Below are 15,346 nucleotides of genomic sequence, written 5' to 3'. Positions count from 1 at the left end.
GGGTTCACACCTGAGCCTTTGTGCGAATGGCCTCGAGGATCCGCTCGACGGCGTCATCAACGGGAATACCGTTGTCCTGGCTACCGTCGCGCATCCGGAAGCTCACGGCGCCGGCGTCGCGATCCTCACCGCCCGCAATGAGCATGTACGGCACCTTTTCCTTCGTATGGTTGCGGATTTTCTTTTGCATGCGGTCGTCTGAGGAGTCGACCTCCACACGAACTCCGTGCGCACGGAGCTTTTGGGCGACCTCTTCGAGGTACGGCACGAATTCGCCAGCGACCGGAATGCCAACGACCTGCACGGGCGCAAGCCACACCGGGAACGCACCCGCGTAGTGTTCGGTGAGCACGCCGAAGAAACGCTCGATCGACCCGAAGAGTGCACGGTGAATCATCACGGGGCGCTGACGCGAACCATCGGGAGCCGTGTACTCGAGGTCAAAGCGTTCCGGGAGGTTGAAGTCAAGCTGGATGGTCGACATTTGCCACGTGCGCCCGATCGCATCCTTCGCCTGCACGGAAATCTTCGGACCGTAGAAGGCTGCGCCGCCCGGATCGGGAACAAGGTCGAGGCCCGAGGCGGTCGCTACCTCTTCGAGTGTGCGGGTCGCTTCTTCCCACACGTCGTCGCTGCCCACGAACTTCTCGGGGTTCTTGGTCGAGAGTTCAAGGTAGAAGTCGTCGAGACCGTAATCTTTCAGAAGGTCGAGCACGAAGGTGAGCAGGGTCGTGAGTTCGTCGCGCATCTGCTCGCGCGTGCAATAAATGTGCGCGTCGTCCTGGGTAAAGCCGCGTGCGCGCGTGAGCCCGTGGATCACGCCGCTCTTTTCGTTGCGGTACACGGTGCCGAACTCGAATAGGCGCAGCGGAAGCTCGCGGTAGGAGCGGCCGCGGGAGGCGAACACGAGGTTGTGCATCGGGCAGTTCATGGGCTTGAGGTAGTAGTCCTGGCCCTGCTTCGTGACGTTGCCTTCGGCATCGCGCTCTTCATCGAGGTGCATCGGGGGGTACATTCCGTCGCGATACCAGTCCAGGTGACCGGAGGTCTCGAAAAGCTGCCCTTTGGTCGCGTGCGGCGTGTACACGAAGTCATATCCGGCCTCGACGTGGCGTAGGCGCGAGTAATTTTCCATCTCCATGCGCACCATGGCGCCCTTGGGGTGGAAAACGGCGAGGCCGGAGCCGATTTCATCGGGAAAGCTGAAGAGGTCGAGTTCGCTACCGAGCTTTCGGTGGTCGCGCTTTTGCGCTTCTTCGAGGCGGAACTTGTAAGCCTTCAGGTCGTCTTTTGTGGCCCACGCCGTGCCGTAGATGCGCTGAAGCATGGGGTTCTTTTCGCTACCGCGCCAGTAGGCCGCCGCCGAACGCATGAGGGAGAATCCGTTGCCGATGAGGCGCGTCGAGGGCAGGTGCGGGCCGCGGCACAGGTCGGTCCACACGACCTCGCCTTTTTTATTGACGTTGTCGTACATCGTGAGGCCGCCGTCGCCCACTTCGACGCTTGCGCCTTCAGCTGCGGTGTCCGCGTTTGACTTCAGGCCGATAAGCTCGAGTTTGTACGGCTCATTCTTTTCTTCTTCGCGCGCATCGGCATCATCGATATCGCGACGCTGGAAGCGCTGCCCTTCCTTGACGATGCGCTGCATGTCTTTCTCGATCGCCTTGAGGTCTTCGGGCGTGAAGGGCTCGGCAACATCGAAGTCGTAATAGAAGCCGTCGGTGATGAACGGCCCGATGCCAAGCTTGGCGTTTTCGTCACGGTGTTGGACGGCCTGGGCAAGCACGTGCGCACATGAGTGACGCAGGATATTGAGGCCATCTTCGCTCGCGATATCCACGCCTTCGACCTCATCGCCGTCGGCAGGCGCAATGTAGAGATCCCTGAGTTCACCGTTGATGCGAAGCGCGATGATTTCGCGGCGGCCCTCATACAGGGTTTCGCCCGTGGTCCCCTGCTCGATCGTGGTGGGCGAGCCGTCGAGGACGATGGAAAGCTGGGACACGGGTAACTCCTTTAATCTCGGGGGCGAACCGACCTACGCTGCCGGCTCCACCGCACAGTCTAACGACTACCCACGAAGTGTTTCTGCGCCGGTTTTGCATGCGAAAGGTGTGAAAAGAGAATCAATGACTTGCGAAACGATGCCCGGGAGGCGAACGATGAAAATATGACCGCTCAGCATGTTTCAGCCGCCCCTTCCACCCGCCCTACCAAGATCGCCATCGTTGGCGCCGGAAGCGTCGGAGCGTCCGTTGCCTACGCTGCGATGCTGCGAGGAAGCGCGCAAACGATCGCCCTTTATGACCTTGCGGCCGAAAAGGCGGAGGCCGAAGCACTCGACATTGCTCACGGTTCGCAGTTCGGCTCGGGGGCCACCGTCATCGGTGGCGGTGACATTACGTGCGTCGCCGGCGCCGATGTCGTCGTCATCACGGCCGGCGCCCGCCAGAAACCGGGGCAGTCTCGCCTTGACCTCGCCGGCATTAACGTCAAGATTCTGCGTTCACTCATGCCGCAGCTCCTTGAGCAGGCCCCCGAGGCGATGTTTATGCTCGTGACGAACCCGTGCGACGTGCTCACGGTCGCGGCACAGCAGATTACCGGCCTTGAATCCTCGCGAGTTTTCAGCTCCGGAACCGTGCTCGATTCGAGCCGCCTCAAATTCCTGATCAGCAAGAAGATCGGCGTGAACCCCCGCAGCGTACACGCGCGCATTATCGGCGAGCACGGCGACAGTGAATTCGCGGTCTGGTCAAACGCCAACATCGGCGGGATTCCGCTTCGTGAATGGCGAGGGGCCGACGGCACTCTCGCTTTCACTGAAGCTGACCTTGATGCGGTGCGCGACGAGGTCGCAAACTCGGCCTACGCCATCATCCAGGGGAAGGGCGCCACGAATCTTGCGATCGGTGTTTCCGCCGCGCGTATTTGCGAAGCGATTATCAATGACGAAAAGGCCGTGCTCACCGTTTCCACCGTGCTTGATGACTACCGCGGCGTCAGCGGCGTAGCGATGAGCGTGCCGAGCGTTGTGGGCCGTGGCGGTGTTGAGCGCGTTCTCAACATCCCCCTCGACGAACGTGAAACTCTGCTTTTCCGAGCCTCGGCTGGACAGCTCAGCGCGATTCAGGAGGAGCTCGGCCTCGAGCTCGAATAGGTCACACGAGCCCCAGCTGTTCAATCGCCTCGGCGAAGCCGCCTTCGCGCGGGCCGCGCATCACAAATGCGGGATCGGCGATCGCGCGGGAGGCGTCGGATCCTTCAACCGGTACCGGTAACCCCACCCCTTTGAGCATGCCGATATCGTTCATGCCGTCGCCGAAACCCACCGCCCGCTCAATCGGGATTTCAACGTGCGCGAGCATGCGCTTCACACCGTCGATCTTGTCGATCGCGGCAAGCTGGAGTTCACCGGAGGTCTCTTGATCGTCACCAAGCGAGTAGGGCATGTCGCGCACCTTCGGGCCGATTTTCCGGGCGATCTCGGTGATAGCCACGGGGATTTGCCACGCCACGACTTTCGCGAAGGATACCCCCGCAAGGCTTTCACGAAGAACGAAGGCGTCGAGCAGCTCCGACGCTCCCCCACCGAGGGTCCCCACTTCTTTCGCGGGGAGCACCTCTTGAGTTGAGAAGGAGCGCGTGAGTCGCTCGCGAATGTACCGCTCGGCAGTGTGATTCCCGACGGTAGCCTCGGGAGATTCGAGCACGAAGGGAAAATCGCCTGCCTCCTGAAGAACACGCAGCGTGCGCTTCGCGAGATCGTCGGGGAATCGAGAATCCTCGAGAATAAGGTCGCCAAATTTCACGTAGGCGCCAGCGGAACCAATGACGCCATCGAGGGCATCCTCGACGTCGTGCGGAATGAGGGAATGTGGGCGCCCCGTGCAGAGAAAGGCGAGATGCCCGGCCTCGCGGACCCGTTGGAGGGCCTCGACGTGCGCTGCGGGGACGATGCCGTGGTCGGCAAGGGTGCCATCGAAGTCGAGAAAGAGTGCGTGCTGTTCGCTCATGCTGCCACCTTCTCACGTCAAGGAACACGAGAGATGACAAAAGGCGCCCCGCGGGGCGCCTTTATTTGTGGGCGATACTGGACTCGAACCAGCGACCTCTTCCGTGTCAAGGAAACGCGCTAACCAACTGCGCCAATCGCCCGTATGAGACCGTGCGGTCTATTTATGCGTGGTCATAAGCCACACGAGAGGTGGGTACGGGATTCGAACCCGTGTATACGGCTTTGCAGGCCGCTGCCTCGCCTCTCGGCCAACCCACCACGTGGAAACCTGAGATTCCAGAGCGGATGACGGGACTCGAACCCGCGACCCTCACCTTGGCAAGGTGATGCTCTACCAACTGAGCCACATCCGCATTTTTGGCCGATTGCTCGGACCAACGAATAGATACATTACGTCAGGATGGCCCCCGGCGCAAAGCGAAAGGCCCCCTTTTGACCCAGATCACCTCGGAGCCCACCCGCGCCTTCTCCACTAGCGAAAACTCGCGGCCCGTAAAGAAAGCTCCGGAAACGCCGAGCCTCGGTAGTGAGGGACGAGACTCTCTGGAACCCCGTTCGTTTGGGTCGGCTCCAATAGCAGAATCCGCGCTCCCCCAAGCGCCTGCGAGCCTCACCACAAAAGAGGCCCGCGAGGGCGATCAAAGTTTGGGACCCGGCTCCGGTGGTGTACTGTTGTCTAGTCGCACAGAGCGAAGCCGAAAAATTTCGCGGCGCTCATGCGGGCGATTGGCGTAGTGGTAGCGCGCTTCCTTCACACGGAAGAGGTCACTGGTTCGATCCCAGTATCGCCCACGCGGATGTGGCTCAGTTGGTAGAGCATCACCTTGCCAAGGTGAGGGTCGCGGGTTCGAGTCCCGTCATCCGCTCCAGTAGAAAGGCCTCGTGCACGCGCACGGGGCCTTTTCTCATGCTCGTGCACTTCGGCTTTCTGCCAGGCCAGCGCGACACAATGACGGTGCAGACCTGTTCACGTGCAGCTACCCGCTGCCTCAGCGCAAGGAATCTTTCACAGTGCAGATTTGGCCAGGCTCCCCCTATCCGCTCGGTGCGACTTTCGACGGCAGCGGCACGAACTTCGCTCTCTATTCAGAAATCGCCGACAAGGTCGAGCTCTGCCTCATAGGCGAAGATCTCTCCGAACGCCGCGTAGAGATGACCGAAGTGGATGCTTTCGTGTGGCACGTGTACCTCCCTGCTGTTCAGCCGGGGCAGCGCTACGGTTTTCGCGTGCACGGGCCCTATGATCCGGCGGCGGGGCATCGATGTGACCCTTCGAAGCTGCTTCTCGACCCCTACGCGCGCGCAATCGCAGGGATGCCCGATACGGATGCGAGCCTCCTGAGCTATGACCTCGAAAACCCCCATGAGCTCAGCAATCTCGATTCGAAAGACCACACGATGCACTCCGTCGTGGTCTCCCCCTACTTCGACTGGGGCAATGATCACCCTCCGGCGCACGAGTACCACGATTCGATCATTTACGAAGCGCACCTCAAGGGGTTCACGGCGACGCATCCGGAAATCCCCGAAAGCATCCGCGGTACCTACGTGGCGATGGGACACCCCGTGGCGATCGACTACCTCACGTCCCTCGGTGTCACGGCGGTTGAATTCTTGCCGCTTCACCAGTTCGTTCAGGACGGACATCTCCAGGATCGAGGGCTTCGCAATTACTGGGGCTACAACACGATCGGCTTCTTCGCCCCACACAATGAATACGCCTACGCGGGCGATACGGGCCAACAGGTTCAAGAGTTCAAACAGATGGTGAAAAACCTCCACGCTGCAGGCATCGAGGTCATTCTCGACGTTGTGTACAACCACACGGCCGAGGGCAATCATCTTGGACCCACGCTGTGCTTCCGCGGGATCGACAACGCGAATTACTACCGCCTCGTGGACGAGGATCTCGCGCACTATTACGACACGACCGGCACGGGCAACAGCCTGCGCATGCGCACGCCACACGTCCTTCAGCTCATCATGGATTCGCTCCGGTACTGGATTACCGAGATGCACGTCGATGGTTTCCGGTTCGACTTGGCCTCGACCCTCGCGCGCGAACTCCACGAGGTCGATCGCCTCTCGAGCTTCTTTGACATCATTCAGCAGGATCCGATTATTTCCCAGGTCAAACTCATCGCGGAGCCGTGGGACCTCGGCGAAGGTGGCTACCAGGTCGGTGGGTTCCCTCCCCTGTGGTCTGAGTGGAACGGGAAATATCGCGATGCCATGCGCGATTTCCATCGCGGGGAATCGGGCATGCTCGCGAAGTTCGCGAATCGTTTCGCTGGCTCGAGTGACCTGTATCAACACACGGGGCGCACGCCAATCGCCTCCGTCAACTTCCTCACGGCTCACGACGGTTTTACCCTGCGCGACCTCGTGAGCTACAACGAGCGACATAACGACGACAACGGCGAAGGTGGCAACGACGGCGAATCGAATAACCGTTCGTGGAACTCGGGCGCGGAGGGGCCGACGGATGACGAATCCATCCTCGATCTTCGGCTTCAACGCACGAAGAACATGATGGCGACATTGCTGCTCAGCCAGGGCGTGCCCATGATCCTCCACGGTGATGAGCTCGGTCGCACGCAGATGGGCAACAACAACGTGTATTGCCAGGACAACGAGATCTCATGGATGAACTGGGAGATTAGTCCGCGCCAGCAGGAGATGCTGAACTTCACTCGCATGCTGATCGAGCTTCGCCGCGCCCACCCGATTTTCCGTCGCCGCCGCTTCCTGCTCGGCGAGGTACGCGATGGCGCGGAGTCGACCCTGCCTGATGTCGCGTGGCTCGGCGTTGACGGCACCCCGATGACGGACGACGAATGGAACGACCCAGTCGCGAAATGCCTCACGGTCTTTTTCAATGGGAGTGCGATTCCTGAGCCGAATAAGCGTGGCGAGCACATTGTTGATGACTCAGCACTGCTCATGTTTAACGCCTCTGAAACAGACGTGGAATTCACGGTGCCGGGCGAAGAGTACGGCCTCGAATGGGTGGTGACCGCCTCAACGTCGAAGTCGCTGAACCAAGGCGACACGGTTAAGGCCGGCCAGGTGCTCACGCGCCCTGCGTTCACCACACTCGTTCTCGGCCGCGGGCCCCTGACTCCCCCTGGCGAAAACGACGACGCTACGTCTCTCACCACTCCCCTCACTCCGCATACGTCAGTGCTGACTCCCGCAGCACCAAGCGAGCCCGAAGGCGGAGACGGCCGCGAGAAGTACTGAGACACGCCTCATCAACGAGAGGGATCGCCCATGCTCGATGCACCTACGAGTACCTACCGTTTACAGATCACCCCCGAGTTCACCTTCCAGGACGCAGAAAAACTCGTGCCGTACCTCGACCGGCTCGGGGTCACTCACGCGTTCATCTCGCCGATCCTCCAGGCTTCACCTGGTTCAATGCACGGTTACGACGTCGTGGATCACTCGCACGTGAGCCTGGAGAACGGCGGTGAGGAAGGGCTGAGGAGGCTCGCGGATGCCTTGCACGAGCGCGGCATGGGCCTCATCGTCGATGTCGTCCCGAATCACATGACGATTCCCACGCCAATCTGGCACAACAGCGCCCTGTGGTCAGTCTTGCGGGAGGGGCAAGAGAGCGTCTACGCCTCGTGGTTCGATATCGACTGGCGAGGTGAACACGGGATCGTGCTGCCCGTTCTGGGCAGTCCCGTGGCAAAGGCGATCCTCGACGAGGAGTTCGAACGAAGTGAGGCGGAGGTGCCGCAACCCGATGGTTCGGTGCGCACCGAGAGCGTCCTTCGCTACTACGATCACGTTTTCCCGCTGGCGAAGGGCACCGAGGACCTTCCCCTCGTGGAATTGCTCGAGGCCCAGCACTATCGCCTCGCGTATTGGCGTATCGGAACCGACGAGTTGAATTACCGCCGCTTCTTTGACGTCGAAACCCTCGCCGCCATTCGGGTCGAGGACCCCTCGGTCTTCGAAAAGACTCACGAAACGCTCATCCGCCTCCAATCCGAAGGCATCATAGACGGCTACCGGATCGATCACCCCGATGGCCTCGCGGACCCCCGCGGGTACCTTCGACGCCTCGAGGGCGCGACCGGTGGCGCTTGGACAGTGATCGAAAAGATTCTCGAGGGCGAAGAGTCGCTCCCCGAGGATTTCCCGGTCGCGGGAACAACGGGCTACGACGCCCTCTGGCGCGTCCAAGGGTTGTTCCACGACCCGGTCGGTGCCACGGAACTCACGCGCCTGTGGCAGGTTTTCACTTCCGACACCCGTTCGTTCGACCAGATCGTGCGTGAAAGCGCAAAAGAGATCATCGACGGCTCACTGTGGGCTGAGATCTCGCGGCTCGTTCGCCTTGCGAGGCGTATTTGCGATGCGGACATCATGCTTCGGGACACGACCACGCGTCGGCTCGAACAAGCCATTATCGAACTCCTGATGGCGATGGACCGCTACCGTGCGTACATTGTGCCGGGTGAAAAAGCCCCCGCTACCGAACGCGAGGTGCTCGCAGAGGCCGCTGAGCGCGCGGCCCTCGAGATCGGCAACGACGCGGATGACCTCGCTGCGCTCGAGACCATCACCGCGCTCGCTGCCGGCCAAGGGCAGTTCATGCCCGACGGCACTCTCGATCCGCTGCGTGCCGAGTTCGTGACGCGGTTCGCGCAAACGTGCGGACCCGTTCACGCAAAGTCGCTCGAGGACACGGCCTTCTACCGCTACCACCGCTTTCTCGCGGTGAACGAGGTGGGAGCGGATCCGAGGCGCATAGGCGTGGATCCCGAGGCGCTTCATGCCTTCTGCGTGCATATGCTCGAAACATTCCCCGCCTCGATGACGACCCTCTCGACGCACGACACGAAGCGCAGCGAGGACGTGCGCGCGCGGCTATCGGCGCTCACCGAGTATCCGTCGGAATGGGCCACGTACGTGGCGCGCCTGCATTCCGCAAGCACTCACCACCGCGGTCCTCTCGTGGACCCCCACATCGAACTTTTCGTGTGGCAGACCCTCGCAGCGATGACAGATCTTCCCGGTTCGAGGCTCGCTCCCCTCACGAATGAGCGCCTCACGGGCTATCTCGAGAAGGCGATGCGCGAGGCGAAGGTGCATACGGCATGGGTCGATGGCAACGAGGAATACGAGCGCGAGGTGCTCGACTTCGCGCGGTGGGCTCTCGGCAGCACGCAGGTGCGCGCGATCCTCGACGAGTGGACGTCGCTCACGTTCGACTCGCAGCGCACGGCGATCCTCGGCCAGAAACTCATCCAGCTCACCATGCCCGGCGTTCCCGATGTGTACCAAGGCAACGAGACTCTCGATCTGAGCCTCGTGGACCCCGATAACCGCCGCCCGGCGAACCACGATGCGCACGCTAGTCGGCTCGACGCCCTTCTTGCCGGTGAGGCGCTAGACGGCATCGCCGAAGAGAAGCTCCTGCTCGTGCACCGCGCCCTCAAGGCCCGGCGCGATCGACGCGAAGCTTTCATAGGTCCCGATGCCACCTACCTGCCGCTCCCCACGTCGTCCGCCCACGCGGTCGCGTTTGCCCGTGCCCGCGCTGGCGGCCCTGCCGAGGTCGTGACCATCGCCACTCGTCTTCCGCATGTGCTCGACACGCGCGCTCAAGGCTGGCGGGGTGCACGGATCGTGATCGACGAGGGACGCTACACGAACGTTCTCACGGGCGAGAGGATCGAAGGCGGAACGCTCGAGCTCGACGCGCTGCTCGCCGACTGGCCCATCGCGCTCCTCGTGCGCGAGGATGCCGACGGCCTGGAGGAGGGTGGAAGATGAGAGACTATTCGCGCTTCGAGGTTTGGGCGCCGAACGCCCGCGAGGTCGCCCTTGCGCTCGAGCCGCGCACTGGCACACATCGCCGTGAGATCGCGATGGAACGCGGCGATGGCGACTGGTGGCACGCTCCCGGCCTCGCGGCACAGCCCGGTGACCGCTACGGCTTCCTCCTTAACGGCTCGACATCACCGCTGCCCGACCCGCGCTCGCTTTCACAACCGGAGGGCGTACACGGCCTGAGCGAGGTCTTCGACCCGCGATCCTTGAGCTTCACGGCTCCGTGGAAGGGCATGGACGTTCGCGGGAAGGTCATCTACGAGCTGCACATCGGTACGTTCGCCGCAGATCGCACAACCGGGACCGCGGGCACATTCGACTCCGCGATCGCACGCCTCGACCAGCTCAGTGCGCTCGGCGTCAATGCGGTCGAGATTATGCCCATCGCAGCGTTTCCCGGTGAACGCGGCTGGGGGTACGACGGCGTTGGTCTTTACGCCACGCACGAGGCCTACGGCGGCCCCGCGGCCTTGGCGCGTTTTGTCGACGCTGCGCACGCGCGCGGCCTCGCCGTCATCCTCGATGTCGTGTACAACCACCTCGGTCCCGACGGCAACTACCTCGGGCACTTCGGCCCGTACTTCACAGATACTCATTCCACGCCGTGGGGCCCCGCGGTCAATCTCGACGCCGATGGTTCAAGCGAGGTGCGCGCGTTTATCATCGCGAATGCGCGCCAGTGGCTGCGTGATTTCCACCTCGACGGGCTTCGACTTGATGCCGTACACGCACTTCGCGACGACTCTCCCACGCATATTCTTGCTGAGCTCTCCCGAGCCGTAGAGTGCATGAGTACCGAGGCGGGTCGCCCGCTTTCGCTCATCGCCGAGTCTGACCTCAATGATCCCGCAACGGTCACGCCCGTGGCCGAGGGTGGGTTGGGAATGCATGCTCAATGGGCCGATGACATTCATCATCACTTACATGCGTGGGCGAGCGGGGAGCGCGAGGGCTATTACGTCGACTTCGGAGAAGCGAGGGGCGTCAAGAAATCTCTCGAGCGAATCTTCGAGCACGATGGCTCCTTTTCGACCTTTCGGGGGAAGACCTGGGGCCAGAAGGTTGATCCCGCAAGCGGCGATTACAACGCGCACGCCTTCGTCGCGTTCATCCAAGACCACGATCAGGTGGGCAACCGAGCTGCGGGTGACCGCCTCACAGAGACGATCGGCTTCGGCACCCACGCGGCACTCGCATCGCTCTATCTCCTCGGTGCCACGACACCGATGGTCTTCATGGGCGAAGAGTGGGGTACGAAGGTGCCGTTCGCGTTTTTCAGCGACCATGGCGAAGAAATCGGCCCACTCGTGAGCACGGGTCGAAGGGAAGAGTTTGCACGCATGGGCTGGGGGGACGCGGTTCCCGACCCCCAGGCGCGCACCACCTTTGAGGAGTCTTTCCTCGACTGGAGTGAAACTCAAAGCGGAGAGCACGCGGCGCTCCTCGAGTTCTACCGCACTCTCCTTACCCTTCGGCGCGAGCACAACGATTTCCAGTGCGGCGATTTCGCCTCGATCGAGGTGGAGGTGCTCACCGAGGGGGCCATCCTCATGCATCGGGGACGTTACAGCATTCTTGCCTCACGCGGGGACGCCCCCGTGACGTGGCAGTCGCCCTCTCCCGTGCGGAAACTAGCCTCGTTCGGTGGGGCACACCTCGAGGGAGAGAGCCTCACGCTCGAGGGGGCGGGGGCACTCGTGTGCGAAAGGTCCGACGCTTGATGGCGAAAATCGACCCAGACACGACCGCACCGCTCTCCCGCCTCGTGGGCGGCGGCGCTCCCGCATTCGAGCGCATCACGCTCGATGATGAAGGGGCGCTTCGTCTCGGTGACGTGCTCGCATTTCCCCCCGATTGCGTCCACGTGCGCTCGATGATGAATCAGAGCCTCGACGGGGCCATCGCCGGTGAGGATGGCTCCTCCGCTTCGCTCTCAAATCCGTGGGATTTTTTCACGCTCACAGTTCTTCGCGCGCTTCCCGACATCATCGTGTGCGGAGCGACCACGGTGCGAAGCGAGGACTTTCGCCGCCCCTCGGGCCGGAAGAATCTTCGCCGCGAAAGGCTGCGTCCGTGCAGCGCGGAGTTCCCTGCCCTTGCGATCCTTACGACAAGCGGCGAGATCCCGCCGAGCATCGATGAGGACTGGCCGACGTTTCTCGTGTGCCCTCCCGAAAAAGGCGCCGAAGTCGCGCGCGCGAGTGGTTTTTCGCGCGAGTCAATCATCGAAGCGGCTGGCGCCCGTGCGATTGTCTCGGCGCTCGCGGACCGCGGTTTTCGCGGAATCCAGGTTGAAGGTGGTCCTCGCGTCAATGGAATGTTTTTCGATGATGGGGCGTTCGATGAACTTGTATGGACACGCTCGGCGATCACTGTGGGAGGCGAGGCACCCCGAGCAAGCGTCGGAAAACCGCACCGCCTCTCGTGGCACCTCACGGACCTTTTCCACAGTCCCGGCGCGTGCATCGAACGCTACACAACCGTCAAGTCCAAGGAGGACCAATGACCACACCCTTCGGTGAGGGCCAGTACCCGTATGCTCTTTCTCAAGATGAGTGGCGTGAGCGCCTGACCGCTGACGAATACCATGTGCTTCGCGAAGCCGGAACCGAGCGTCCGTTCACGGGAGAATACGAGGAAGTGCGGGCAGCCGGGACCTACGCGTGCCGCGCGTGCGGTGCAGAGCTTTTCCGCGCAAGCGAACAGTTTAACGCCCACTGCGGTTGGCCCGCGTTCTGGGCACCTTCCGAAAGCGACCGCGTGGAATTGCGTGAGGATCGCAGCCTCGGCATGGTTCGCACCGAAGTGCGCTGTGCCTCATGTGGATCGCACCTCGGGCACGTTTTCAGGGGTGAAGGGTTCCCCACGCCCACCAACGAGCGCTACTGCATCAATTCCATCTGCCTCGTTCACAGCGACGATGCGGAGGCTTCGACCGAGTAACTCAGCCGAGTAACGCGGTCGCGGCGCGCCTCCCCCGCCATCACGACACGGGGCGATAGGTTTGCAGCCGTGGCCATTCATCACTTTCCTCAGGAGCGCGAAGAATTCGTGAGCGCGATCGACGCGCTCACTGCCGCTCCCCTCCGCCACGAGGTTCAGTGGGAAGAAATCCCCGCGCCTTCTCGCCTGGCACCCTTTTCATGGGCGGCCGAGGCCGACGTCGTCATGCACGACACCGACCTCGCGAGCGGAAAGTTCATCGTGCTCTACGACCCGAACGGCAAGGATGACTGGAAGGGCCGGGCCAGGGTCGTGACCCTTATCCAAGCCCAACTGGAGCACGAATTCGCCCTCGAATCGATGCTCGGCGATGTCGCGTGGAGCTGGGTCACCGAGTCGCTTGAACTTGCGGGCGCCGAGGCACACGAACTCGGATGCACCGTGACGCGCGTCGTGTCGCAAAGTTACGGGGCGCTCGCGGCACGCCCCACGACTGTGGACGTCGAGATGCGTGCTTCGTGGACACCGGATTCGCTCGCCCTCGGGCCTCACTTTGGCGCGTGGTCCGCGATTCTGTGCGCTGCCGGTGGTCTCCCACCGCAGCCGCTATCCGTAAGCCCTCTTCACCCCTCGCACCGTGCGAGGGCTCCTCATCTTTCTGCCGCGAAGGACCGCTAAAGGATCCATGACTGACGCGAACGCTCAGGCGACGGAAACCGCATCCGCGCCTCTCATTAAGAAGCCCGCGGGAGGAACTCCAGCTCTCGTGGCGACCATCCAGGGCATCCTCGAGTGGTGTGAGCGCGTTGAAAGCGGCGAGGACCTTGCGATCGATGTCGAACGGGCCTCGAGTTACCGGTATTCCGCGAAGGCCTACCTCGTGCAGATCAAAACCGAGGCGGCCGGAATTTTGCTGCTCGATCCGCTCGCGTGCCAACTCCCGGGAACTTTCACGGACATCATGAACTCTCACCCGTGGATTCTGCACGCCTCTCGACAAGACCTTCCCTCACTCTCGATGCTCGGGCTGACACCACCCGCGCTTTTCGACACCGAGGTCGCCGCCAGACTTCTGGGACTGCCCAAGGTGAATCTTGGCGCCCTCACCGAAGAACTTCTCGGTGTGCGACTCGCCAAGGAGCATTCGAGCGCGAATTGGTCGAAGAGGCCGCTTCCGGAATCATGGCTCGACTATGCCGCACTCGATGTGGAATACCTCGCCGAGCTCAAGGCTGCTCTCACGCGGCGGCTCGACGAGAGCGGTAAAGCCGCATGGGCTCAAGAAGAATTTGCGTTCGAAGCAACATTTGCGCACCCCGACACACCCGATGAACCATGGCGCAGCCTGCACGGGCTCGGTACTCTCAAAAGCCCGCTTCAGCTGGCGGTCGCACGTGCGATGTGGGAGCGACGCGATTCGATTGCTCGTCATGCCGATATCGCGCCGTTCATGGTGCTTCGCGATAAACCACTCGTGGCCATGGCGAAGGCCTCGAGCAAAGGCCGCGAAGCATTCGACAAGGCGGCACCGAAAAATCTCAAGCATCGCGAGCAGTGGTGGCGATGCGTACGCGAAGCACGCGAACTTCCTCGCGTGCACCTCCCCTCGACGCGAGCCGCGGGCCCCTACCCCAATCACCGGTCGTGGTCGAAGCGTTTCCCGGAGGTTCTCGGCGCCTACAAGAAGGTTCGTGAGGGGCTTCTTGCGCGCGCCGATGAACTACACATGCCGGTCGAGAATCTCATTTCTCCCGGCCATGTGCGCCACTGGGTGTGGAATCACTTCAACGCCGAGGCGGAACACCGTATACCTCACGCGAGCCCCGAACAGATCGAGCGCGAACTCGAGGCCGTAGGCGCGCGGCCGTGGCAAGCTGCACAAGCGACGCCCGCGATCATCGAATCGCTGCGCGATCACACTCCTCCGAGCACCTAGATCGCGACGTCCTCGCCTTTCCGCACGCGTGACGTGTAGGCGAGGGTTGCGATGAGAAGTGCACTATTGTGGAGGCGGCCCGAAAGCGCAGCACTTTCGAGATCGTCAAGTGGCACGGTGCGCGTGAGAATCTCAGCTTCCTCGTCGACGCGCGTGAAACCGATGGTCGCAGCCTTCGTACACTCGTGCGCCACGTACACGCGAATTTTCTCGTTTGAGCCCCCAGCGCTCGGGTAATAGTCGAGCAAGTGGCGCGCGCTCTGCGCTGTGTACCCGGTTTCTTCCTCGAGCTCACGTAACGCTGCCGCGGCGGGATCTTCGCCCTCCTTGTCGAGGAGGCCCGCGGGAAGCTCCCACATGTGAGCACCGGCGGGGTGTCGGTATTGCCTGATCACAATCGCTTCGCCCTCGACCGTGAAGGCGAGAATCGCCACTGCACCCGTGTGCGAAACGTAGTCGCGGGAAAAACGCACGCCCGGAGCGAAATCGACGCTATCGCGAGCGACGTTCCACACGAGCCCTTCGTACACGGTTCGACTCTCGGCAACGGGCCGTGGGCAGAAATCGTCGGCAAGCGTGTCCTCGTGAATGTTCATGCA

General features: G+C 62.1%; 11 protein-coding genes and 5 tRNA genes. 10 read left to right on the top strand and 6 right to left on the bottom strand.

All coding sequences use genetic code 11. The features are described from left to right. Positions 1-4: 4 nt before the first annotated feature. The gene (thrS, locus tag D8M36_RS00140; protein WP_126845795.1) at positions 5-2,005 is read right to left on the bottom strand and encodes a threonine--tRNA ligase; all 2,001 of its coding nucleotides are present in this window, start codon (positions 2,003-2,005) and stop codon (positions 5-7) included. 165 nt (positions 2,006-2,170) lie between these two features. Between thrS and D8M36_RS00135 the strand changes: the two genes are divergently transcribed. Beyond that, on the top strand, positions 2,171-3,160 hold the full coding sequence (locus D8M36_RS00135) for an L-lactate dehydrogenase (RefSeq protein WP_074296954.1): 990 nt from the start codon (positions 2,171-2,173) through the stop codon (positions 3,158-3,160). 1 nt (position 3,161) lies between these two features. Here D8M36_RS00135 and D8M36_RS00130 read toward each other — a convergent pair whose 3' ends face one another. The 4 genes from D8M36_RS00130 to D8M36_RS00115 all read right to left on the bottom strand — a co-directional run bounded on the left by D8M36_RS00130 (position 3,162) and on the right by D8M36_RS00115 (position 4,371). Then, positions 3,162-4,016: an HAD hydrolase family protein gene (locus tag D8M36_RS00130; RefSeq protein WP_074296956.1), complete on the bottom strand. Its 855-nt coding sequence runs from the start codon at positions 4,014-4,016 to the stop codon at positions 3,162-3,164. Between the two features lie 68 nt (positions 4,017-4,084). Beyond that, positions 4,085-4,158: transfer RNA gene (locus D8M36_RS00125), tRNA-Val, on the bottom strand. Between the two features lie 47 nt (positions 4,159-4,205). Beyond that, positions 4,206-4,276: transfer RNA gene (locus D8M36_RS00120), tRNA-Cys, on the bottom strand. Positions 4,277-4,298: 22 nt separating this feature from the next. Continuing rightward, a tRNA-Gly gene (locus tag D8M36_RS00115) sits at positions 4,299-4,371 on the bottom strand. Between the two features lie 367 nt (positions 4,372-4,738). Between D8M36_RS00115 and D8M36_RS00110 the strand changes: the two genes are divergently transcribed. From D8M36_RS00110 to D8M36_RS00070, 9 genes are all read left to right on the top strand, one after another. Further along, a tRNA-Val gene (locus D8M36_RS00110) sits at positions 4,739-4,810 on the top strand. A gap of 1 nt (position 4,811) precedes the next feature. Then, positions 4,812-4,887: transfer RNA gene (locus tag D8M36_RS00105), tRNA-Gly, on the top strand. 142 nt (positions 4,888-5,029) lie between these two features. Further along, complete coding sequence (glgX, locus tag D8M36_RS00100) at positions 5,030-7,261, top strand: glycogen debranching protein GlgX (RefSeq protein WP_074296958.1); 2,232 nt, start codon at positions 5,030-5,032, stop codon at positions 7,259-7,261. Between the two features lie 30 nt (positions 7,262-7,291). Then, on the top strand, positions 7,292-9,811 hold the full coding sequence (gene treY / locus D8M36_RS00095) for a malto-oligosyltrehalose synthase (RefSeq protein WP_126845793.1): 2,520 nt from the start codon (positions 7,292-7,294) through the stop codon (positions 9,809-9,811). Beyond that, the gene (treZ, locus tag D8M36_RS00090) at positions 9,808-11,589 is read left to right on the top strand and encodes a malto-oligosyltrehalose trehalohydrolase (protein ID WP_074296962.1); all 1,782 of its coding nucleotides are present in this window, start codon (positions 9,808-9,810) and stop codon (positions 11,587-11,589) included. The genes treY and treZ overlap by 4 nt, the downstream gene beginning before the upstream one ends. Beyond that, positions 11,589-12,374, top strand: a complete 786-nt coding sequence (locus D8M36_RS00085; RefSeq protein WP_126845791.1) for a dihydrofolate reductase family protein — start codon at positions 11,589-11,591, stop codon at positions 12,372-12,374. Before treZ ends, D8M36_RS00085 begins: the two co-directional genes overlap by 1 nt. Beyond that, a complete protein-coding gene (gene msrB, locus D8M36_RS00080; protein ID WP_074296965.1) occupies positions 12,371-12,811 on the top strand; it encodes a peptide-methionine (R)-S-oxide reductase MsrB in 441 nt (146 codons plus the stop codon). The genes D8M36_RS00085 and msrB overlap by 4 nt, the downstream gene beginning before the upstream one ends. Before the next feature lie 69 nt (positions 12,812-12,880). Beyond that, positions 12,881-13,489 (top strand): DUF3000 domain-containing protein, encoded by a 609-nt coding sequence (locus tag D8M36_RS00075; protein WP_074296966.1) that lies wholly within the window; start codon positions 12,881-12,883, stop codon positions 13,487-13,489. Between the two features lie 7 nt (positions 13,490-13,496). After that, entirely contained in the window at positions 13,497-14,747 is a 1,251-nt protein-coding gene (locus tag D8M36_RS00070) for an HRDC domain-containing protein (RefSeq protein WP_074296968.1), read from the top strand. Here the strand turns inward: D8M36_RS00070 and D8M36_RS00065 are convergent. After that, positions 14,744-15,343: an NUDIX domain-containing protein gene (locus D8M36_RS00065; protein WP_074296969.1), complete on the bottom strand. Its 600-nt coding sequence runs from the start codon at positions 15,341-15,343 to the stop codon at positions 14,744-14,746. The genes D8M36_RS00070 and D8M36_RS00065 overlap by 4 nt on opposite strands. Positions 15,344-15,346: the final 3 nt, after the last annotated feature.

It is taken from the genome of Dermabacter sp. HSID17554, from assembly GCF_003989295.1.
In the GTDB taxonomy this organism is placed as follows: Bacteria; Actinomycetota; Actinomycetes; order Actinomycetales; family Dermabacteraceae; genus Dermabacter; species Dermabacter vaginalis.
Note: the sequence above shows the minus strand (reverse complement) of the source record. Positions and strands in the feature narration are given on the sequence as shown.

Coding starts and splice junctions, on each gene's coding strand:
- D8M36_RS00135 (WP_074296954.1), top strand. CDS start 2,171: ATGACCGCTCAGCATGTTTCAGCCGCCCCTTCCACCCGCCCTACCAAG.
- D8M36_RS00130 (WP_074296956.1), bottom strand. CDS start 4,016: ATGAGCGAACAGCACGCACTCTTTCTCGACTTCGATGGCACCCTTGCC.
- treY (WP_126845793.1), top strand. CDS start 7,292: ATGCTCGATGCACCTACGAGTACCTACCGTTTACAGATCACCCCCGAG.
- treZ (WP_074296962.1), top strand. CDS start 9,808: ATGAGAGACTATTCGCGCTTCGAGGTTTGGGCGCCGAACGCCCGCGAG.
- D8M36_RS00085 (WP_126845791.1), top strand. CDS start 11,589: ATGGCGAAAATCGACCCAGACACGACCGCACCGCTCTCCCGCCTCGTG.
- msrB (WP_074296965.1), top strand. CDS start 12,371: ATGACCACACCCTTCGGTGAGGGCCAGTACCCGTATGCTCTTTCTCAA.
- D8M36_RS00070 (WP_074296968.1), top strand. CDS start 13,497: ATGACTGACGCGAACGCTCAGGCGACGGAAACCGCATCCGCGCCTCTC.
- D8M36_RS00065 (WP_074296969.1), bottom strand. CDS start 15,343: ATGAACATTCACGAGGACACGCTTGCCGACGATTTCTGCCCACGGCCC.